This is a genomic window from Cedecea neteri NBRC 105707 = ATCC 33855, assembly GCF_001571265.1.
Lineage (GTDB): Bacteria > Pseudomonadota > Gammaproteobacteria > Enterobacterales > Enterobacteriaceae > Cedecea > Cedecea neteri.
The window spans coordinates 58,594-75,015 of the sequence record NZ_BCTL01000025.1 but is presented as its reverse complement, the minus strand read 5'-3'; the positions used below and the strand labels follow the sequence as shown (position 1 = coordinate 75,015).

The following is a 16,422-nucleotide window of genomic DNA, read 5'->3' as shown; positions in this document are numbered from 1 at the left end:
CTTACTTCTCCGTAAATCATTCGCCCGAACGCTGCACCGGTGTGACCGTTTCGGTTTTATGCCAGCGCCCCCAAAGGCGATGGCCAATCGCGGAATACATCGCACCAGCCACAACCACGAGTGCCCCGATATAACCTACAAGGTTAAGCATCGGTATGGCGAAATACTCGGGCCAGGCCTGAGACAGCAGGTCTGAGAACAGCAACGTAAACAACGGGGTTAGCGTAATGATGGCGCTAACCTGGGAGGCCTGCCAGCGCGCCATCGCCTCAGCGAGCGCGCCATATCCTACCAGCGTATTCAGACCGCAAAAAACCAGGCATGCCAGTTGCCAGCTACTGAGCTGGGAAATCACACCTGGTTTTGCCAGCGGCAAAAGTGCAATAGTACATAAAGTGTACAACAAAAAGAGGATCTGCTGTGAGGCTAAGCGGCGCAATAATACCTTCTGCGCCACGCCATAGCTGACCCAAACCGTTGCCGCCAGCACGCCGAAGATGACTCCAAGGGTGTAATCTGTCAGGCGAGTAAAAATCTCGATCAGACTGGTATTGAAAAACATAACCAGTCCACATAAGAGCATAATGGCACCAATAATCTGCGTGCCACGCATTCTCTCTTTCAGCACCACTACGCTCGCCACCATCATTCCTACAGGGGAAAGCTGGCCAATAACCTGAGACGCAGTTGGACTCAAATACTGCAGGGATGAACTAAAGAGCAAAAAGTTGCCAAACAATCCACCTGTGGCGATCGCTAGCAGCGCTAACCACCGGGGCTTGCGGAACATTCTGAGCGGCGGTAATTTCCCGCGAATTGCAAGGAAAATGCCCAGCCCAATACTGGCCATCAGAAATCGATAAAAGACCACGGTAGGCGGTGCCATTACCGGAAGCACCTGCTTCATCGCTATGGGTAACGCCCCCCAGCACATCGCCGTGGTTAGCGCTAAAAGAATACCGATTCCCGCCTGCTGCCCCATGCCCATTCCCTGTTTTAATTTACCAGGCGTACAATGTAAAAAGCCCCGCAACACGTTGCGGGGCTTTCATCCGTTACCGGACCGAAAAACTTACTCAGCAACGATGCTGATGTATTTACGATTGTTCGGGCCTTTAACTTCGAATTTTACTTTACCGTCTGCTTTAGCAAACAGGGTGTGGTCACGACCACAACCTACATTGTTGCCAGCGTGGAATTTAGTACCACGTTGACGAACGATGATGCTACCAGCCAGTACAGTTTCGCCGCCAAAGCGTTTTACACCCAGGCGTTTTGCTTCTGAATCGCGACCGTTACGAGTTGAGCCGCCAGCCTTTTTATGTGCCATTTAATCTACTCCTCAGGTCTTAGGCGCTGATGCCAGTAATTTTCACATCAGTGAACCACTGACGGTGGCCCGCTTGCTTACGATAGTGTTTACGGCGACGGAACTTAACGATTTTAACTTTCTCGCCACGACCGTGAGCAACGACTTCAGCTTTGATAACGCCACCATCGACGAAAGGAACGCCGATTTTGACTTCTTCACCGTTTGCGATCATCAGAACTTCAGCGAACTCAACAGTTTCGCCAGTTGCGATGTCCAGCTTTTCCAGGCGAACGGTCTGACCTTCGCTTACTCGGTGTTGTTTACCACCACTTTGGAAAACCGCGTACATATAAAACTCCGCTTTCCGCGCTTACCTTACATAGGTTTCAGGTAGCGCTATAAATATTCACAATAGGGCGCGAATATTACGCAAATCGTGAGGGTTTGACAAGCCCGATCGTCAATTACCGTAGAAAAAAAACGCAACAGCACACACACCGTTTATCTGCCTCGTTTTTTCAGTACAATCTGTACTACAGTATCGAACCTCAACCCTCTCGTTATGCCATATGGATGTGGAATAAACAGGACGAAAGCCAGACTTTTGCGATGAATTTAGAAAAAATTAATGAGTTAACCGCGCAAGATATGGCGGGTGTCAATGCGACAATCCTTGAGCAATTGAATTCCGATGTCCAACTGATCAACCAGTTGGGCTACTACATTGTCAGCGGCGGCGGTAAACGTATCCGTCCAATGATTGCCGTACTCGCTGCGCGGGCGCTTTCTTATGAAGGGCAGGCACACGTCAGAATTGCGGCTCTGATCGAATTCATACATACCGCTACCCTGCTTCACGATGACGTCGTGGACGAATCAGATATGCGTCGTGGTAAAGCTACCGCCAATGCCGCTTTCGGCAACGCAGCAAGCGTCCTGGTCGGTGATTTCATCTATACGCGAGCATTTCAGATGATGACCAGCCTTGGCTCGTTGAAGGTGCTGGAGGTGATGTCAGAGGCTGTGAATGTGATTGCCGAAGGCGAAGTGTTGCAGTTGATGAACTGTAATGATCCTGACATCACTGAAGAAAGCTACATGCGGGTCATCTACAGCAAGACCGCCCGCCTGTTTGAAGCCGCGGCCCAATGCTCTGGAATTCTTGCTGGGGCAACAGAGGTTCAGGAAAAAGCCCTGCAGGATTATGGGCGTTACCTGGGCACAGCCTTCCAGCTTATAGATGACCTGTTGGATTACAGTTCGGACGGACAAACGCTTGGTAAAAACGTAGGCGACGATCTGAACGAAGGTAAACCGACGCTGCCGCTGTTGCACGCTATGCGCAACGGTTCAGCAGAGCAAGCGCAGATGATCCGTGAAGCGATCGAGCAAGGAAATGGACGTCACCTGCTAGAACCCGTATTAAAAGCCATGTCGGATTGCGGTTCTCTGGAATGGACTCGCCAGCGCGCCGAAGAGGAAGCAGATAAAGCGATCGATGCTCTCTCTGTCCTCCCTGATAGCCCGCATCGCGAAGCGCTGATCTCTCTGGCCCATATGTCCGTACAGCGCGATCGTTAACCTGGACTTTAGCGCGCCAAACGGCGCGCTAAAGTTTCCAATAAATCATTCTATCCCCCTTCCCCTTCTTTCCTTTTCTAATCGTTTTCACCCGCTTTCATCATATTTGCGGATGGAAACACAGAATTTATTATTCCTTGCACTTACTGGAATCATTTGGAAATTTTTATGTTATAAATTTCCAGTGTTATCGCTCTGCTCAGAGCAGGACTTGTAAGATTACAGGGAGAGATTATGGAAAATCAGTATGTGGACTGGCATCCGGCGGACATTATTGCCGGCCTGAGAAAAAAGAGAACGTCGCTTGCCGCTTTATCACGTCAGTCAGGTTTAAGCTCATCAACGCTCGCCAATGCGTTATCACGCCCCTGGCCTAAGGGGGAGTTTATTATCGCTCGGGCTTTAGGCGTAGCCCCTCAGATCATCTGGCCCTCACGTTACCACGATCCGGTGACCCATGAGTTTATCGACAGAACCAGAAAGATTCGGCAGCAATAAAAAAGCCGGGGCATGCCCCGGCTTTTTGTCACGATAAAAAGTCGCTTACTCGCTACCCTTCACGCGTTCAATCTTAGCGCCCAGCGCCTGAAGTTTATCTTCGATGCGCTCGTAACCGCGATCAATGTGATAAATACGGTCTACCACCGTTGTTCCTTCTGCAATACAGCCAGCAAGCACAAGGCTTGCGGATGCACGAAGATCGGTAGCCATCACCTGGGCACCGGAAAGTTTTTCGACACCGTGGCAAATAACTGTATTACTTTCGATTTCAGCATGCGCACCCATACGGATTAATTCAGGCACGTGCATAAAACGGTTTTCAAAGATAGTTTCGGTAATCACGCCCGTCCCTTCCGCCACCAGATTCAGCAGGGTGAATTGCGCCTGCATATCGGTAGGGAAACCTGGATGCGGAGCAGTACGCACCGTCACGCCTTTTGGACGCTGGCCGTGCATATCAAGGCTGATCCAGTCTTCACCAGTTTCAACCTCGGCCCCAGCTTCACGCAGCTTCGCCAGCACAGCATCCAGGGTATCGGGCTGTGCGTTACGGCAAAGAATTTTACCGCCAGAAATTGCCGCGGCCACCAGGAAAGTCCCGGTTTCAATACGGTCAGGCAGCACGCGATAAACGCCCCCGCCCAAACGCGCAACGCCTTCGATCGTAATACGATCGGTGCCTGCGCCGCTGATCTTCGCACCAAGGGTGTTGAGGAAGTTCGCGGTATCGACAATTTCCGGTTCACGGGCGGCGTTTTCAATGATCGTTTTGCCTTCCGCAAGCGTAGCTGCACTCATGATGGTGACGGTAGCGCCCACGCTCACCTTATCCATCACAATGTGGGCCCCTTTAAGACGGCCATTCACCGACGCCTTAACGTAACCTTCTTCCAGCTTAATTTCCGCCCCCAGTTGCTCCAGACCGGTAATGTGCAAATCCACCGGGCGAGCGCCGATGGCACAGCCGCCAGGCAGAGAAACCTGCCCCTGCCCAAAGCGAGCAACCAGTGGTCCCAGCGCCCAAATAGATGCACGCATGGTTTTCACCAGGTCATAAGGCGCGCAGAAAATATTTACGCCGCTGGCATCAATATAGACGGAGCCATTGCGCTCAACTTTGGTACCCAGCTGGCTCAGCAGCTTCATGGTGGTATCAATGTCTTTCAGTTTTGGAACGTTCTGAATCTCTACCGGCTCTTCTGCCAGAAGGGCTGCGAAGAGGATCGGCAGCGCGGCGTTTTTAGCCCCTGAGATTGTGACTTCCCCACTCAGGCGGGTAGGCCCCTGCACACGAAATTTATCCATTGAAACTGCTCTCTTTTAAATTCAAAACGTTATCACCAGCCTGAGCCGATGATTCAAAAACCATTTAGTTTGCGGTCGCGCGCCCACTCTTCCGGCGTATAGGTCTTAATAGAAACGGCATGCATGCGATTATCAGCGATGAATTCCATCAGCGGGGCGTACACCGTTTGCTGTTTTTTGACGCGACTTAACTCGGCGAATAACTCACCCACCGCTATCACCTGAAAGTGGCTGCCATCGCCTGAGACGTGGACTTCCTGGAGGGGCAGTGCGTTCATCAGCACTGTCTGAATTTCATGATTTTCCATGGGGTATCTATTCGTCGATTAATAAATGATGAGATAAGCCACACATCTTAGAGGAAAGTGGCGCCCGCTTAAATAAGCAAAAAGCCCCGGAACTTAACAGTTCGAGGGCTTTGAAAGTAACGTGCTGAAATCATTAGCCTGCCAGATGCGGCAACAGCGCCTCTGGCAAATTGTAGAGTTGAGCCAGCGTGCGCAAATTATCACTGGCACCCTTAAGTTCAACCTTGCGCCCCTGACGAGTAACGATGGCCGTCAGGTGAATAAGCAACGCCAGCCCGGCGGTATCAACGCGGGTTAAGCCGCTTAGCTCAAAGAAGTTGATACCCTCAACCACTTTCTCACGCTGCTGCCAAAGCGACTCAATGGTGTCACCATCCAGCTCTCCGAAGAGGTGCAACGTTGTGCCGTCCTGTTTCCAGCTCAGTTCTTCCGACATTACTTTTTACTGTCTAGAGTAATTGGCTGTTTTGAAATTGACTGCAGCTGCGCGGTCAAACCATCAATGCCTTTGGTGCGCAACAGATCGCTCCACTCGTTTTGCTTGGTAGTGATCATACTGATCCCTTCGGCGATCATATCGTAAGCCTGCCAGTTACCGGTTTGACTATTCTTACGCCATTGGAAGTCAAGACGCACCGGTGGGCGACCATTTGGATCGATAATCGTCACGCGGATCGCCACAATATCAGCATTACCCAGCGGTTGCTCGGGAGCAATTTGGTAAGTCTGACCGTGATACAGCGCCAGCGCCTGGCCATAGGCCTGCTTAAGGTACTCTTCAAAAGCCTTGAAGTAGGCATCTCGCTGAGCAGGCGTTGCATCTTTGTAGTAACGCCCTAATACCAGCGCACCAGCGTATTTTACCTGTACGTACGGCAGTAATTCCTGGCCAACGATTTCCCGCAGATAATTCGGGTTCTGTCGAATTTGAGGCTGCTCATTTTTCAGGCGATCAAAGGTCTTCTGCGCCGCCTCGTTCATTAATTTGTAAGGGTTGGTCTGGTCTGCCGCCATCGCAAATGGGGCGATTACCAGCATGGCTACCATCATAAGACGCTTAAACATCACTCGTTCCTCTTAAATTAATTCGTAGTGCCTGACTGCGGTGCGGCATCAGTATGGCCTGCAGGATGTGCTTCGGCATCGCCAGAATTCTTATTATCGCCGTTGCCGCTCTTGTAAAGGAACTGACCTATCAGATCCTCAAGTACCAACGCAGACTTCGTATCCTGAATAGTACTGCCGTCTTTAAGCATAGATGACCCGAGCTCTGGATCGTCAAAACCAAGGTTAAGGGCAATATACTGCTCACCTAGCAAGCCAGAGGTACGAATCGCCAGAGAGCTGGTATCCGGGATCTGGTTGTAGCGCTGTTCGATATCCAGCGTTACGCGAGGCAGGTACGTTTTAGGATCGAGGGCGATGCCATCAACACGGCCAATCACGACGCCGCCAAGGCGAACAGGCGAACTCATTTTCAGGCCGCCAATGTTGTCGAAGGTGGCGTAGACCCGATAAGTCGGCTCACTGCGCAGAGACGTGACGTTAGCCACCTTCAGGCAGAGAAAAATAATTGCGACCAGCGCGACCAGCAGAAAAGCACCAACCCAAACTTCAAATTTCTTTGTTTGCATGAACTCAATTCCCAAACATCAGTGCTGTCAGCACAAAATCGAGGCCTAAAACGGCCAGAGAAGCGTGCACAACGGTGCGCGTGGTTGCCCGGCTAATCCCTGCAGAGGTTGGGATAGCATCGTACCCGTTGAATAACGCAATCCATGTTACGGTAATGGCGAAGACTACGCTTTTGATCACGCAGTTAACCAAATCAAGCCGCCATGAGACCGCATTTTGCATCGCTGACCAGAAGAAACCGGCATCAATACCTTTCCAGTTAACGCCCACCAGAGCTCCGCCCCAAACGCCCACGGCAACAAAAATAAGCGTTAACAACGGCAAAGAAATCACCCCAGCCCAAAAACGCGGCGAAACGACGCGACGCAGCGGATCAACCGCCATCATCTCCATGCTGGAAAGCTGTTCGGTAGCGCGCATCAGGCCAATTTCGGCGGTTAAAGCAGAACCCGCACGGCCGGCAAACAGCAGAGCGGCAACGACCGGGCCAAGTTCACGAAGCAAGGAGAGCGCCACCAGCATGCCGAGACTCGACTCGGCGCTGTAGGTCGTCAGAACCAGGTAGCCCTGAAGCCCAAGCACCATCCCAATGAACAGGCCGGACACCATGATGATCAGCATCGACAACACGCCAACGTTATAAAGCTGACGAACCAGCAACGGCGCATGCTTGCGAAACTCCGGTTTCCCTACCAGCGCGTTGAATAACATCAGTCCGGCACGCCCAAACGAGGCGCAGGTTTTTATCCCGCGTCGCCCGATAGATGCCAGTGCATTTAGCAGCATGAGCAGTTTAGCTCCTCGTTCCAGGTAATAAATCTTGTAGATAATCCCCGGCGGGATAACGGAATGGCACCGGGCCGTCAGCAATCCCATCAAGGAACTGCCGCACGCGCGGGTCGTGGTTTTCACGCAGCTCCGCGGGGCTACCTTGCGCAACAATGTGCTGATCGGCAGCAATATAAGCGTAATCGGCAATGCTTAACACTTCTGGCACATCGTGTGAGACCACAATACAGGTGACGCCAAGAGCGCTGTTTAACTCAGAAATGAGCTTAACCAGCACGCCCATGGTAATAGGATCCTGCCCGACGAAAGGCTCGTCGAACATAATCAGGTCTGGTTCAAGTGCAATAGCACGGGCAAGCGCGGCACGGCGTGCCATCCCGCCTGATAATTCAGAAGGCATAAGATTCGCTGCTCCGCGAAGCCCGACGGCTTCCAGCTTCATCATCACCGTACTGTGTAGTAAAGGTTCTGGTAACTGAAGATGTTCACGCAGCGGATAAGCCACGTTTTCAAACACGTTAAGATCGGTAAATAAGGCGCCGGATTGAAACAGCATGCTCATGCGCTTGCGGACAGTAAAAAGCCGCGAGCGCGACATCGCCGGCACATTTTCACCATCAAACAGAATTTCCCCGCAGTCCGGCTGGATCTGCCCACCGATAAGCTTCAAAAGCGTCGTCTTACCGATCCCCGATGGCCCCATGATCGCCGTCACTTTGCCGCGTGGTACGGTCAGCGAAATATTCTCGAAGATCTGTCGCTCCCCACGGGAGAAACTCATCCCGCGGATCTCAACCAGATTCGCTTCTGTCTGACTCATCGCCCTTCCTTTTTTATGTTTGCCGGCAAGCATGGCCTCAAAGGGATGCTAAAACCCAACATTTTTACAGAATATTACCTGCGGAGGTTAGCGAAAGCTGGCATTTGTTTTACTTTTCCGCCGCATAAAGTCAGAATTACGACTTATCGCCAGGCTCAGGCTGCACTTCGTTTTGCCCGACCCTTCAGGCTCTCAGGATCGGCGATTATACCCTAATAAAGGATTTTTCATGCTGTTAGCTACGGCGCTATTAATTATTGGTTTACTTCTGGTGGTCTATGGCGCCGACCGTTTAGTTTTCGCCGCAGCGATCCTTTGCCGCAGTATCGGCATCCCACCGCTGATTATCGGCATGACGGTGGTCAGCATCGGCACCTCGCTTCCTGAAATCATCATCGCCAGCACGTCTGCGCTACACGGCCAACTGGATTTGGCCGTAGGGACAGCAATTGGTTCAAATATCACCAATATTATGCTGATTCTGGGCCTGGCCGCCCTGCTGCACCCATTTACCGTTAATTCCGATATTCTACGCCGTGAGTTACCTCTAATGTTGGCGGTGAGTGCCGCCGCAGGTCTGTTTCTCTATGACGGTGAGCTGACGCAGACAGAAGGTGTCCTGCTGCTGACAATCGCGGTGTTATATCTATTCTTTATCATTAGAATAGGTCGTCTTGCGGAACGGCAGGGGATCGACAGCCTGACGCGGGAACAACTGGCCGAACTCCCTCAAGAAGGCAGTCTGTCCGTCGCATTTTTATGGCTGGGCGTTGCGTTGGTTATCATGCCGATGGCAACGCGGATGGTCATCGATAATGCCTCAGTGCTTGCCCATTATTTTGGCGTAAGCGAACTGGTTATCGGTTTGACGATCATTGCGATCGGCACCAGCCTGCCAGAATTAGCGACCGCTATAGCCGGAGCGCGCAAGGGTGAAGATGATATTGCGATTGGGAATATCATCGGTTCGAACATTTTTAACGTGGTGTTTGTGCTTGGCATTCCTGCGTTGCTGGCGCCGGGCCAACTGAACCCGTTGGCTTTTGCCCGGGATTATTGGCTGATGTTAGCGGTAAGTGCTGTTTTCGCCCTGCTCTGCTGGCGTAAACCTCGCCAAATCGGCAAGCTCGCGGGCGCTCTGTTAACATGTGGATTCATCATATGGATCGTGGTGCTGTGGTTAGTTGCGCCACCAGTCGTCGGATAAAGCGGAAACGGGAATTATGTCTCATATAGATTTAGCACCGGGTTTTGACTTTCAACAAGCGGGCAAAGACGTGCTCAATATTGAACGTGAAGGCCTGGCTCAGCTCGACCAGTACATTAACGACGATTTCTCACAGGCCTGTGAGAAGATATTCTACTGTCCCGGTAAAGTTGTTGTGATGGGGATGGGAAAATCGGGTCATATTGGGAAAAAAATAGCGGCAACCTTTGCCAGCACCGGCACACCAGCCTTTTTTGTGCATCCTGGAGAAGCGAGCCACGGTGACTTAGGCATGGTCACAGCACAGGATATCGTTCTGGCAATTTCTAATTCCGGTGAGTCAAACGAAATTCTGGCGCTCATCCCGGTATTAAAGCGTCTTCAGGTACCTCTGATTTGCATGACCGCCCGCCCGGAAAGCTCAATGGGGCGCGCAGCCGATATCCATCTGTGCATCAAAGTGCCTCAGGAAGCTTGCCCTCTCGGCCTCGCGCCAACTTCCAGCACAACGGCGACGCTGGTTATGGGCGATGCGCTGGCCGTGGCGTTACTGAAGGCACGTGGTTTTACCGCTGAAGATTTTGCTCTGTCTCATCCTGGCGGTGCGCTGGGTCGTAAGCTGTTACTCCGCGTAAACGATATCATGCACACGGGTGATGATATCCCGCACGTCAGCAAAGAGGCCTCTTTGCGCGATGCACTGTTAGAAATCACCCGTAAAAACATGGGCATGACGGTCATCTGCAATGACCTGATGAAAATTGAAGGCATCTTTACCGATGGCGATTTACGTCGCGTGTTCGATATGGGCGTCGATTTACATACCTTACGTATTGCGGATGTCATGACCACAGGCGGCATTCGCGTACGCCCGGGAACATTGGCTGTGGATGCATTAAATCTGATGCAGTCACGCCATATTACTTCGGTTCTGGTCGCAGATGGCGACCAGTTGCTGGGTGTGGTACATATGCATGACATGCTACGCGCAGGCGTAGTTTAAAAAAGGATTAGCCTTAATGAGTAACCGTGATGCGCTGCTCAATACCTGTTATGGACCGGTAAGCGCGCAGGTCATAGCGCGGGCGAAAGAGATTCGCCTGCTGATTCTGGACGTTGACGGCGTGATGTCTGACGGCCTTATTTACATGGGCAACAGCGGTGAAGAGCTTAAAGCCTTCAACGTGCGCGATGGTTATGGTATTCGCTGCGCCCTGACCTCGGGAATAGAAGTCGCTATTATTACGGGAAGGAAAGCAAAACTGCTGGAGGATCGCTGCACAACGTTGGGCATTACCCATCTTTATCAAGGGCAGTCCGACAAGCTTGTGGCGTTCCACGATTTGCTGTCAAAGGTTGCGCTGTCTCCCGATCAGGTTGCCTACATTGGCGATGACCTGATCGACTGGCCGGTCATGGAACGGGTCGGTTTAAGCGTTGCCGTTGCTGATGCTCACCCATTATTGACGCCAAAAACGGATTATGTGACCAGAATCAGCGGTGGGCGAGGTGCAGTGCGGGAAATCTGCGATCTTCTGTTGATGGCGCAAGGCAAGCTTGATGAGGCTAAAGGGCAATCCATATGAGTAAGACCAAACGTTGGATTATTTTCCTGCTTGCCATTGCGGCATTAGTGCTTATCGGCCTGAATCTGACAGAGAAGGACGAACCTGGCGTAACCGTTAACAGCGATACGCCGACTTATCAAAGTGAATTCTCCACAACGGTCGTATACAACCCGCAGGGCGCGTTGAATTATAAGCTTATTGCTCAACACGTTGAATATTTTTCCGATACCGGCATTTCATGGTTCACCAAACCGGTCATGACTCAGTACGATGAAAATAAAATCGCCACATGGGAAATTCACGCGGATCGCGCCAAACTTACCGATGATAAAATGCTTTATTTGTACGGCAACGTCATCGTCACAGCGCTAACGCCTGATTCTCAGTTACGCAAAATCACGACAGACAATGCGCAGGTAAATTTAATCACTCAGGATGTCGCTTCTGACGATCTTGTTACCCTGTACGGCACCACATTTAACTCCAGTGGCCTGAAAATGCGTGGCAACTTACGCAGCCAAACTGCACAGCTGATTGAAAAGGTTAAAACCTCCTATGAAATCCAGAATAAACAAACTCAGCCTTAAACTTGTTCTGCTTGGTTCGCTTTTTGCCGCACCTTTGTCAGCCTGGGCCCTGACGGGCGACACCGAACAGCCTATTCATATCGAATCTGACCAACAGTCTCTCGATATGCAGGGCAACGTTGTCACCTTCACCGGTAATGTCGTCGTGACCCAGGGCACTATCAAAATTAACGCCGATAAAGTCGTTGTTACCCGCCCAGGTGGTGAACAAGGCAAAGAGGTGATTGATGGCTTCGGTAACCCTGCTACTTTCTATCAAATGCAGGACAGCGGTAAGCCGGTACAAGGCCACGCGTCCACCATGCATTATGAATTGGCTAAAGACTTCGTTGTACTGACCGGCAACGCTTACCTTGAGCAGTTGGACAGCAACATCACTGGCGACAAAATCACCTACCTGGTGAAAGAGCAGAAAATGCAGGCGTTTAGCGAGAAAGGCAAACGCGTGACCACAGTACTGGTACCGTCTCAGTTGCAAAACAAAAACGGCCAGCAACCGGCACCGAAAAAGAGTAACTGATTCGATATGGCAACTTTAATTGCGAAAAACCTGGCCAAAGCCTACAAAGGCCGCCGCGTAGTCGAAGACGTCAGCCTGACCGTTAAATCGGGTGAAATTGTGGGGTTACTCGGGCCAAACGGCGCCGGTAAAACCACGACGTTTTACATGGTGGTGGGTATCGTGCCACGTGATGCGGGCAACATCATTATTGATGAAGAAGACATTAGCTTGCTGCCACTGCATGCTCGTGCACGTCGCGGCATCGGTTATTTGCCGCAGGAAGCGTCTATTTTCCGCCGCCTGAGCGTGTTTGATAACCTGATGGCGGTGCTGCAGATTCGCGATGACCTGACGTCAGAGCAGCGTGACGATCGCGCTAACGAACTGATGGAAGAGTTCCACATCTCGCACCTGCGCAATAACCTTGGGCAGTCGCTATCCGGCGGTGAACGGCGCCGTGTTGAAATCGCTCGCGCGCTGGCGGCCAACCCGAAATTCATTTTGCTGGATGAACCCTTTGCCGGGGTTGATCCTATTTCCGTCATTGATATCAAACGCATCATCGAGCATCTGCGAGACAGCGGCCTCGGCGTATTGATTACCGACCATAACGTCCGCGAGACGCTGGCCGTCTGCGAACGCGCCTATATCGTTAGTCAGGGGCATCTGATTGCCCACGGCACACCGGAAGAAATCCTTGAAGACGAGCAAGTTAAGCGAGTCTATCTGGGCGAAGAGTTCAGACTCTGATAGGGTGGGAAGTCTTACACGACTTATTTGAGGAAGTTTGCTCTGAACATGAAGCAAGGTTTGCAATTACGGCTTAGCCAACAACTTGCTATGACGCCCCAGCTGCAGCAGGCCATTCGTCTGCTACAGCTCTCAACGTTAGAGCTTCAGCAAGAACTCCAGCAGGCACTGGACAGTAATCCATTGCTTGAGCAAACCGACCTGCATGATGAGATCGATACTCAGGAAATGCCTGAGAGCGAAGCAATGGATACCCGTGAAGCCCTCGAGCAGAAAGAGATGCCCGATGAGCTGCCTCTGGATGCCAGCTGGGATGAAATTTACACCGCCGGTACCCCTTCAGGAACGGGAACTGACTATCTGGACGATGAGCTGCCGATCTATCAGGGTGAAACGACCCAGTCACTACAGGACTACCTGATGTGGCAGGTCGATCTGACGCCATTTTCCGATACGGATGTCGCGATTGCGACGTCTATTGTCGATGCAGTAGATGAAACCGGATATCTCACCGTTCCTCTGGAAGACATTCTCGAAAGCCTGGGCCACGACGATGTGAGTCTTGACGAAGTGGAAGCCGTCCTCAAACGTATCCAGCGTTTTGATCCCGTCGGCGTTGCTGCGCGGGACTTACGTGATTGCCTGTTGATTCAGCTTTCTCAATACGCCAAAGAGACCCCATGGCTGGCGGAAGCCCGGCTTATCGTGAGCGATCATTTAGATCTGCTGGCAAATCACGACTTCCGTACTTTGATGCGGGTCACGCGCATTAAAGAGGATGCTCTTAAAGAGGCCATGTGCCTGATTCAGTCTCTCGATCCTCGCCCAGGCCAGTCGATCCAAACGGGTGAGCCAGAGTACGTGATTCCTGACGTACTGGTGCGCAAACATCTGGCTCGCTGGGTTGTAGAACTCAACGCGGACAGCATCCCTCGTCTCAAAATCAACCAGCAATATGCAGCCATGAGCGGCAATACGCGCAATGACAGCGATTCGCAGTTCATCCGCAGTAACCTGCAGGAAGCGAAATGGTTGATTAAAAGCCTGGAAAGCCGCAATGATACGCTATTGCGTGTGAGCCGCTGCATTGTCGAACAGCAGCAGGCCTTCTTTGAGCACGGTGAAGAGCACATGAAGCCGATGGTGCTGGCCGATATTGCTCAGGCGGTTGAGATGCACGAATCGACAATCTCAAGGGTGACCACCCAGAAGTATTTGCATAGCCCACGCGGCATCTTTGAATTGAAATATTTCTTCTCCAGTCACGTCAATACCGAAGGCGGCGGCGAAGCCTCCTCCACGGCAATTCGGGCGCTGGTGAAGAAGTTAATAGCTGCGGAAAACCCAGCCAAACCGCTGAGCGACAGTAAGTTAACCTCAATGCTGTCGGATCAAGGTATCATGGTGGCGCGCCGCACAGTTGCGAAGTACCGAGAGTCTTTATCCATTCCACCGTCAAACCAGCGTAAACAGCTGGTGTGACTTCACCGATAAGGAAGACACTATGCAGCTCAACATTACAGGACAAAACGTCGAGATCACTGAGGCACTGCGTGAATTTCTGAACTCGAAGTTTGCCAAACTGGAGCAGTACTTCGAAAGAATCAACCAGGTCTATATTGTATTAAAGGTGGAAAAAGTCACCCATACAGCGGATGCTACGCTGCATGTGAACGGTGGAGAACTGCATGCCAGCGCCGAAGGCCAGGACATGTATGCGGCGATTGACGGCCTGATTGATAAATTGGCCCGACAGTTAACGAAACACAAAGATAAACTAAAACAACACTGATAATCCGGGCATCCGATGTGCATATGGCCGGCCCGCTGCTTAAGTAGCGGGCCGTTTGCACAAAAAGTGCTTAGGTGAACTTATGATGAACAACGATTCCGCTCTACAACTGAGCAATGTCCTTAACCAGGAATGTACTCGCAGTGGCGTCCACTGTCAGAGTAAAAAACGCGCGCTGGAAATCATCAGCGAACTGGCAGCTAAACAGCTTGGTCTTCCGCCACAGGTCGTTTTCGAAGCCGTCCTGACCCGTGAACGTATGGGCAGTACCGGCATTGGCAACGGCATTGCGATTCCCCACGGCAAACTGGAGGAAGATACGCTTCGCGCCGTAGGCGTCTTTATTCAACTCGAAACGCCAATCGCTTTTGATGCCATCGACAATCAGCCGGTTGACCTGTTATTTGCGCTACTGGTACCGGCTGACCAGACCAAAACCCACCTGCACACACTGTCCCTGGTGGCCAAGCGTCTGGCGGATAAAACCATTTGTCGCAGGCTGCGCTCAGCCAGCAGCGACGAAGAGCTTTACCAGATAATTACTGAATCAGAAGTCGATAACGACAGCGAAAATGAATAATCGGCGCGTTTGATGTCTCAGACAGATAAATCGGGGGAATGATTATATGGTGCTGATGATTGTCAGCGGCCGCTCAGGTTCAGGGAAGTCTGTAGCCTTGCGCGCACTGGAAGATATGGGATTCTACTGCGTGGATAACCTGCCGGTTGTCCTGTTGCCAGAGCTGGCAAAAACGCTTGCCGATCGGCAAATCTCTGCCGCGGTCAGCATCGACGTGCGTAACATGCCGGAGTCGCCGGAAATCTTCGAGCACGCGATGGACAGCCTGCCGGACGCTTTTTCTCCGCAGTTACTGTTCCTTGATGCCGATCGTAATACGCTGATTCGCCGCTACAGCGACACACGCCGTCTTCATCCGCTCTCCAGTAAAAATCTCTCTTTGGAAAGTGCGATTGACGAAGAGAGCGATCTTCTCGAACCGCTAAAATCCCGAGCAGATCTGATCATCGATACCTCAGAAATGTCGGTGCACGAACTGGCGGAGATGCTGCGTACTCGTCTGCTGGGCAAACGTGAACGCGAACTCACAATGGTGTTCGAGTCTTTCGGCTTTAAGCACGGTATACCGATTGATGCCGATTATGTGTTCGACGTGCGTTTTCTGCCAAACCCACACTGGGATCCAAAGCTGCGCCCAATGACAGGCCTCGACCGCCCGGTTGCCGCCTTCCTCGACAGGCACACAGAAGTACACAATTTTATCTACCAGACCCGCAGCTATCTTGAGCTATGGTTACCGATGCTGGAAACCAACAACCGCAGCTACCTGACCGTGGCTATCGGCTGTACGGGCGGTAAACACCGTTCGGTTTATATTGCAGAGCAGCTGGCCGACTATTTCCGCTCACGCGGTAAGAACGTCCAGTCCCGTCACCGCACGCTGGAAAAACGTAAAACATGAGCGTAAAGCAGACCGTTGAAATCACCAACAAGCTGGGCATGCATGCGCGCCCGGCGATGAAACTGTTTGAGTTGGTACAAAGTTTTGACGCAGAAGTGATGCTGAGAAATGAAGCGGGCACCGAAGCCGAAGCCAGCAGCGTGATTGCCCTCCTGATGCTGGACTCCGCCAAAGGAGGCCACATAGAAATAGAAGTCACTGGCCCGGAAGAGGAGCAAGCACTGGCTGCCGTGATTGCTCTGTTCAATGCCGGCTTTGACGAAGACTAACCGCTGTGCGCGCGG

At 51.8% G+C, this 16,422-nt stretch carries 23 protein-coding genes; 13 read left to right on the top strand and 10 right to left on the bottom strand.

Annotated elements, in window-relative coordinates:
* Nucleotides 1–16: 16 nt before the first annotated feature.
* The 3 genes from CNE01S_RS11725 to rplU form a co-directional block, all read right to left on the bottom strand.
* A complete protein-coding gene (locus tag CNE01S_RS11725) occupies nucleotides 17–982 on the bottom strand; it encodes a DMT family transporter (RefSeq protein ID WP_061276169.1) in 966 nt (321 codons plus the stop codon).
* 90 nt (nucleotides 983–1,072) lie between these two features.
* Nucleotides 1,073–1,330: a 50S ribosomal protein L27 gene (gene rpmA / locus CNE01S_RS11720; RefSeq protein WP_007673187.1), complete on the bottom strand. Its 258-nt coding sequence runs from the start codon at nucleotides 1,328–1,330 to the stop codon at nucleotides 1,073–1,075.
* Between the two features lie 19 nt (nucleotides 1,331–1,349).
* A complete protein-coding gene (rplU, locus tag CNE01S_RS11715) occupies nucleotides 1,350–1,661 on the bottom strand; it encodes a 50S ribosomal protein L21 (protein WP_008454812.1) in 312 nt (103 codons plus the stop codon).
* 260 nt (nucleotides 1,662–1,921) lie between these two features.
* On the opposite strand from rplU, the gene ispB reads away from it, so the two are divergent.
* Together ispB and sfsB are read left to right on the top strand one after the other, a co-directional pair.
* The gene (gene ispB, locus CNE01S_RS11710; protein WP_061276229.1) at nucleotides 1,922–2,893 is read left to right on the top strand and encodes an octaprenyl diphosphate synthase; all 972 of its coding nucleotides are present in this window, start codon (nucleotides 1,922–1,924) and stop codon (nucleotides 2,891–2,893) included.
* A 234-nt stretch (nucleotides 2,894–3,127) separates the two neighbouring features.
* On the top strand, nucleotides 3,128–3,391 hold the full coding sequence (gene sfsB / locus CNE01S_RS11705; RefSeq protein WP_039288118.1) for a DNA-binding transcriptional regulator SfsB: 264 nt from the start codon (nucleotides 3,128–3,130) through the stop codon (nucleotides 3,389–3,391).
* 45 nt (nucleotides 3,392–3,436) lie between these two features.
* Here sfsB and murA read toward each other — a convergent pair whose 3' ends face one another.
* The 7 genes from murA to mlaF form a co-directional block, all read right to left on the bottom strand.
* On the bottom strand, nucleotides 3,437–4,699 hold the full coding sequence (gene murA, locus CNE01S_RS11700) for a UDP-N-acetylglucosamine 1-carboxyvinyltransferase (protein WP_061276167.1): 1,263 nt from the start codon (nucleotides 4,697–4,699) through the stop codon (nucleotides 3,437–3,439).
* Between the two features lie 53 nt (nucleotides 4,700–4,752).
* Nucleotides 4,753–5,007 carry a BolA family iron metabolism protein IbaG gene (gene ibaG / locus CNE01S_RS11695; protein ID WP_008454819.1) on the bottom strand — a complete coding sequence of 85 codons (255 nt, stop codon included), beginning with the start codon at nucleotides 5,005–5,007 and terminating at the stop codon, nucleotides 4,753–4,755.
* A gap of 133 nt (nucleotides 5,008–5,140) precedes the next feature.
* Nucleotides 5,141–5,443 (bottom strand): lipid asymmetry maintenance protein MlaB, encoded by a 303-nt coding sequence (gene mlaB / locus CNE01S_RS11690; RefSeq protein WP_061276165.1) that lies wholly within the window; start codon nucleotides 5,441–5,443, stop codon nucleotides 5,141–5,143.
* The gene (gene mlaC / locus CNE01S_RS11685) at nucleotides 5,443–6,072 is read right to left on the bottom strand and encodes a phospholipid-binding protein MlaC (RefSeq protein WP_061276163.1); all 630 of its coding nucleotides are present in this window, start codon (nucleotides 6,070–6,072) and stop codon (nucleotides 5,443–5,445) included. The genes mlaB and mlaC overlap by 1 nt, the downstream gene beginning before the upstream one ends.
* 17 nt (nucleotides 6,073–6,089) lie before the next feature.
* On the bottom strand, nucleotides 6,090–6,641 hold the full coding sequence (mlaD, locus tag CNE01S_RS11680; RefSeq protein WP_039305875.1) for an outer membrane lipid asymmetry maintenance protein MlaD: 552 nt from the start codon (nucleotides 6,639–6,641) through the stop codon (nucleotides 6,090–6,092).
* A gap of 4 nt (nucleotides 6,642–6,645) precedes the next feature.
* Nucleotides 6,646–7,428 carry a lipid asymmetry maintenance ABC transporter permease subunit MlaE gene (gene mlaE / locus CNE01S_RS11675; RefSeq protein WP_039288131.1) on the bottom strand — a complete coding sequence of 261 codons (783 nt, stop codon included), beginning with the start codon at nucleotides 7,426–7,428 and terminating at the stop codon, nucleotides 6,646–6,648.
* Nucleotides 7,429–7,435: 7 nt separating this feature from the next.
* On the bottom strand, nucleotides 7,436–8,251 hold the full coding sequence (gene mlaF / locus CNE01S_RS11670) for a phospholipid ABC transporter ATP-binding protein MlaF (RefSeq protein WP_061276162.1): 816 nt from the start codon (nucleotides 8,249–8,251) through the stop codon (nucleotides 7,436–7,438).
* Nucleotides 8,252–8,480: 229 nt separating this feature from the next.
* Here mlaF and CNE01S_RS11665 point away from each other — a divergent pair, with 229 nt between their 5' ends.
* From CNE01S_RS11665 to npr, 11 genes are all read left to right on the top strand, one after another.
* Entirely contained in the window at nucleotides 8,481–9,458 is a 978-nt protein-coding gene (locus CNE01S_RS11665) for a calcium/sodium antiporter (protein ID WP_061276160.1), read from the top strand.
* A gap of 16 nt (nucleotides 9,459–9,474) precedes the next feature.
* A complete protein-coding gene (kdsD, locus tag CNE01S_RS11660) occupies nucleotides 9,475–10,461 on the top strand; it encodes an arabinose-5-phosphate isomerase KdsD (RefSeq protein WP_039298180.1) in 987 nt (328 codons plus the stop codon).
* A gap of 16 nt (nucleotides 10,462–10,477) precedes the next feature.
* Complete coding sequence (gene kdsC / locus CNE01S_RS11655; protein ID WP_061276159.1) at nucleotides 10,478–11,044, top strand: 3-deoxy-manno-octulosonate-8-phosphatase KdsC; 567 nt, start codon at nucleotides 10,478–10,480, stop codon at nucleotides 11,042–11,044.
* The gene (gene lptC, locus CNE01S_RS11650; RefSeq protein ID WP_061276157.1) at nucleotides 11,041–11,613 is read left to right on the top strand and encodes an LPS export ABC transporter periplasmic protein LptC; all 573 of its coding nucleotides are present in this window, start codon (nucleotides 11,041–11,043) and stop codon (nucleotides 11,611–11,613) included. The genes kdsC and lptC overlap by 4 nt, the downstream gene beginning before the upstream one ends.
* Nucleotides 11,582–12,133 carry a lipopolysaccharide ABC transporter substrate-binding protein LptA gene (lptA, locus tag CNE01S_RS11645; RefSeq protein WP_061276155.1) on the top strand — a complete coding sequence of 184 codons (552 nt, stop codon included), beginning with the start codon at nucleotides 11,582–11,584 and terminating at the stop codon, nucleotides 12,131–12,133. The genes lptC and lptA overlap by 32 nt, the downstream gene beginning before the upstream one ends.
* 6 nt (nucleotides 12,134–12,139) lie before the next feature.
* The gene (lptB, locus tag CNE01S_RS11640; protein WP_008454830.1) at nucleotides 12,140–12,865 is read left to right on the top strand and encodes an LPS export ABC transporter ATP-binding protein; all 726 of its coding nucleotides are present in this window, start codon (nucleotides 12,140–12,142) and stop codon (nucleotides 12,863–12,865) included.
* A gap of 48 nt (nucleotides 12,866–12,913) precedes the next feature.
* A complete protein-coding gene (gene rpoN / locus CNE01S_RS11635) occupies nucleotides 12,914–14,347 on the top strand; it encodes an RNA polymerase factor sigma-54 (RefSeq protein WP_061276153.1) in 1,434 nt (477 codons plus the stop codon).
* Between the two features lie 22 nt (nucleotides 14,348–14,369).
* Complete coding sequence (hpf, locus tag CNE01S_RS11630; protein WP_008454833.1) at nucleotides 14,370–14,657, top strand: ribosome hibernation promoting factor; 288 nt, start codon at nucleotides 14,370–14,372, stop codon at nucleotides 14,655–14,657.
* 82 nt (nucleotides 14,658–14,739) lie between these two features.
* Nucleotides 14,740–15,237 (top strand): PTS IIA-like nitrogen regulatory protein PtsN, encoded by a 498-nt coding sequence (gene ptsN / locus CNE01S_RS11625; RefSeq protein ID WP_061276151.1) that lies wholly within the window; start codon nucleotides 14,740–14,742, stop codon nucleotides 15,235–15,237.
* Between the two features lie 46 nt (nucleotides 15,238–15,283).
* Nucleotides 15,284–16,138: an RNase adapter RapZ gene (gene rapZ / locus CNE01S_RS11620; RefSeq protein ID WP_008454836.1), complete on the top strand. Its 855-nt coding sequence runs from the start codon at nucleotides 15,284–15,286 to the stop codon at nucleotides 16,136–16,138.
* Nucleotides 16,135–16,407 (top strand): PTS phosphocarrier protein NPr, encoded by a 273-nt coding sequence (gene npr / locus CNE01S_RS11615; RefSeq protein WP_008454837.1) that lies wholly within the window; start codon nucleotides 16,135–16,137, stop codon nucleotides 16,405–16,407. Before rapZ ends, npr begins: the two co-directional genes overlap by 4 nt.
* The last annotated feature ends 15 nt before the right edge of the window (nucleotides 16,408–16,422 follow it).

Bases quoted from the DNA above. Each gene is read 5' to 3' on its own strand.
- CNE01S_RS11725 (WP_061276169.1), bottom strand. From the start codon at position 982: ATGGGGCAGCAGGCGGGAATCGGTATTCTTTTAGCGCTAACCACGGCG.
- rpmA (WP_007673187.1), bottom strand. From the start codon at position 1,330: ATGGCACATAAAAAGGCTGGCGGCTCAACTCGTAACGGTCGCGATTCA.
- rplU (WP_008454812.1), bottom strand. From the start codon at position 1,661: ATGTACGCGGTTTTCCAAAGTGGTGGTAAACAACACCGAGTAAGCGAA.
- ispB (WP_061276229.1), top strand. From the start codon at position 1,922: ATGAATTTAGAAAAAATTAATGAGTTAACCGCGCAAGATATGGCGGGT.
- sfsB (WP_039288118.1), top strand. From the start codon at position 3,128: ATGGAAAATCAGTATGTGGACTGGCATCCGGCGGACATTATTGCCGGC.
- murA (WP_061276167.1), bottom strand. From the start codon at position 4,699: ATGGATAAATTTCGTGTGCAGGGGCCTACCCGCCTGAGTGGGGAAGTC.
- ibaG (WP_008454819.1), bottom strand. From the start codon at position 5,007: ATGGAAAATCATGAAATTCAGACAGTGCTGATGAACGCACTGCCCCTC.
- mlaB (WP_061276165.1), bottom strand. From the start codon at position 5,443: ATGTCGGAAGAACTGAGCTGGAAACAGGACGGCACAACGTTGCACCTC.
- mlaC (WP_061276163.1), bottom strand. From the start codon at position 6,072: ATGTTTAAGCGTCTTATGATGGTAGCCATGCTGGTAATCGCCCCATTT.
- mlaD (WP_039305875.1), bottom strand. From the start codon at position 6,641: ATGCAAACAAAGAAATTTGAAGTTTGGGTTGGTGCTTTTCTGCTGGTC.
- mlaE (WP_039288131.1), bottom strand. From the start codon at position 7,428: ATGCTGCTAAATGCACTGGCATCTATCGGGCGACGCGGGATAAAAACC.
- mlaF (WP_061276162.1), bottom strand. From the start codon at position 8,251: ATGAGTCAGACAGAAGCGAATCTGGTTGAGATCCGCGGGATGAGTTTC.
- CNE01S_RS11665 (WP_061276160.1), top strand. From the start codon at position 8,481: ATGCTGTTAGCTACGGCGCTATTAATTATTGGTTTACTTCTGGTGGTC.
- kdsD (WP_039298180.1), top strand. From the start codon at position 9,475: ATGTCTCATATAGATTTAGCACCGGGTTTTGACTTTCAACAAGCGGGC.
- kdsC (WP_061276159.1), top strand. From the start codon at position 10,478: ATGAGTAACCGTGATGCGCTGCTCAATACCTGTTATGGACCGGTAAGC.
- lptC (WP_061276157.1), top strand. From the start codon at position 11,041: ATGAGTAAGACCAAACGTTGGATTATTTTCCTGCTTGCCATTGCGGCA.
- lptA (WP_061276155.1), top strand. From the start codon at position 11,582: ATGAAATCCAGAATAAACAAACTCAGCCTTAAACTTGTTCTGCTTGGT.
- lptB (WP_008454830.1), top strand. From the start codon at position 12,140: ATGGCAACTTTAATTGCGAAAAACCTGGCCAAAGCCTACAAAGGCCGC.
- rpoN (WP_061276153.1), top strand. From the start codon at position 12,914: ATGAAGCAAGGTTTGCAATTACGGCTTAGCCAACAACTTGCTATGACG.
- hpf (WP_008454833.1), top strand. From the start codon at position 14,370: ATGCAGCTCAACATTACAGGACAAAACGTCGAGATCACTGAGGCACTG.
- ptsN (WP_061276151.1), top strand. From the start codon at position 14,740: ATGATGAACAACGATTCCGCTCTACAACTGAGCAATGTCCTTAACCAG.
- rapZ (WP_008454836.1), top strand. From the start codon at position 15,284: ATGGTGCTGATGATTGTCAGCGGCCGCTCAGGTTCAGGGAAGTCTGTA.
- npr (WP_008454837.1), top strand. From the start codon at position 16,135: ATGAGCGTAAAGCAGACCGTTGAAATCACCAACAAGCTGGGCATGCAT.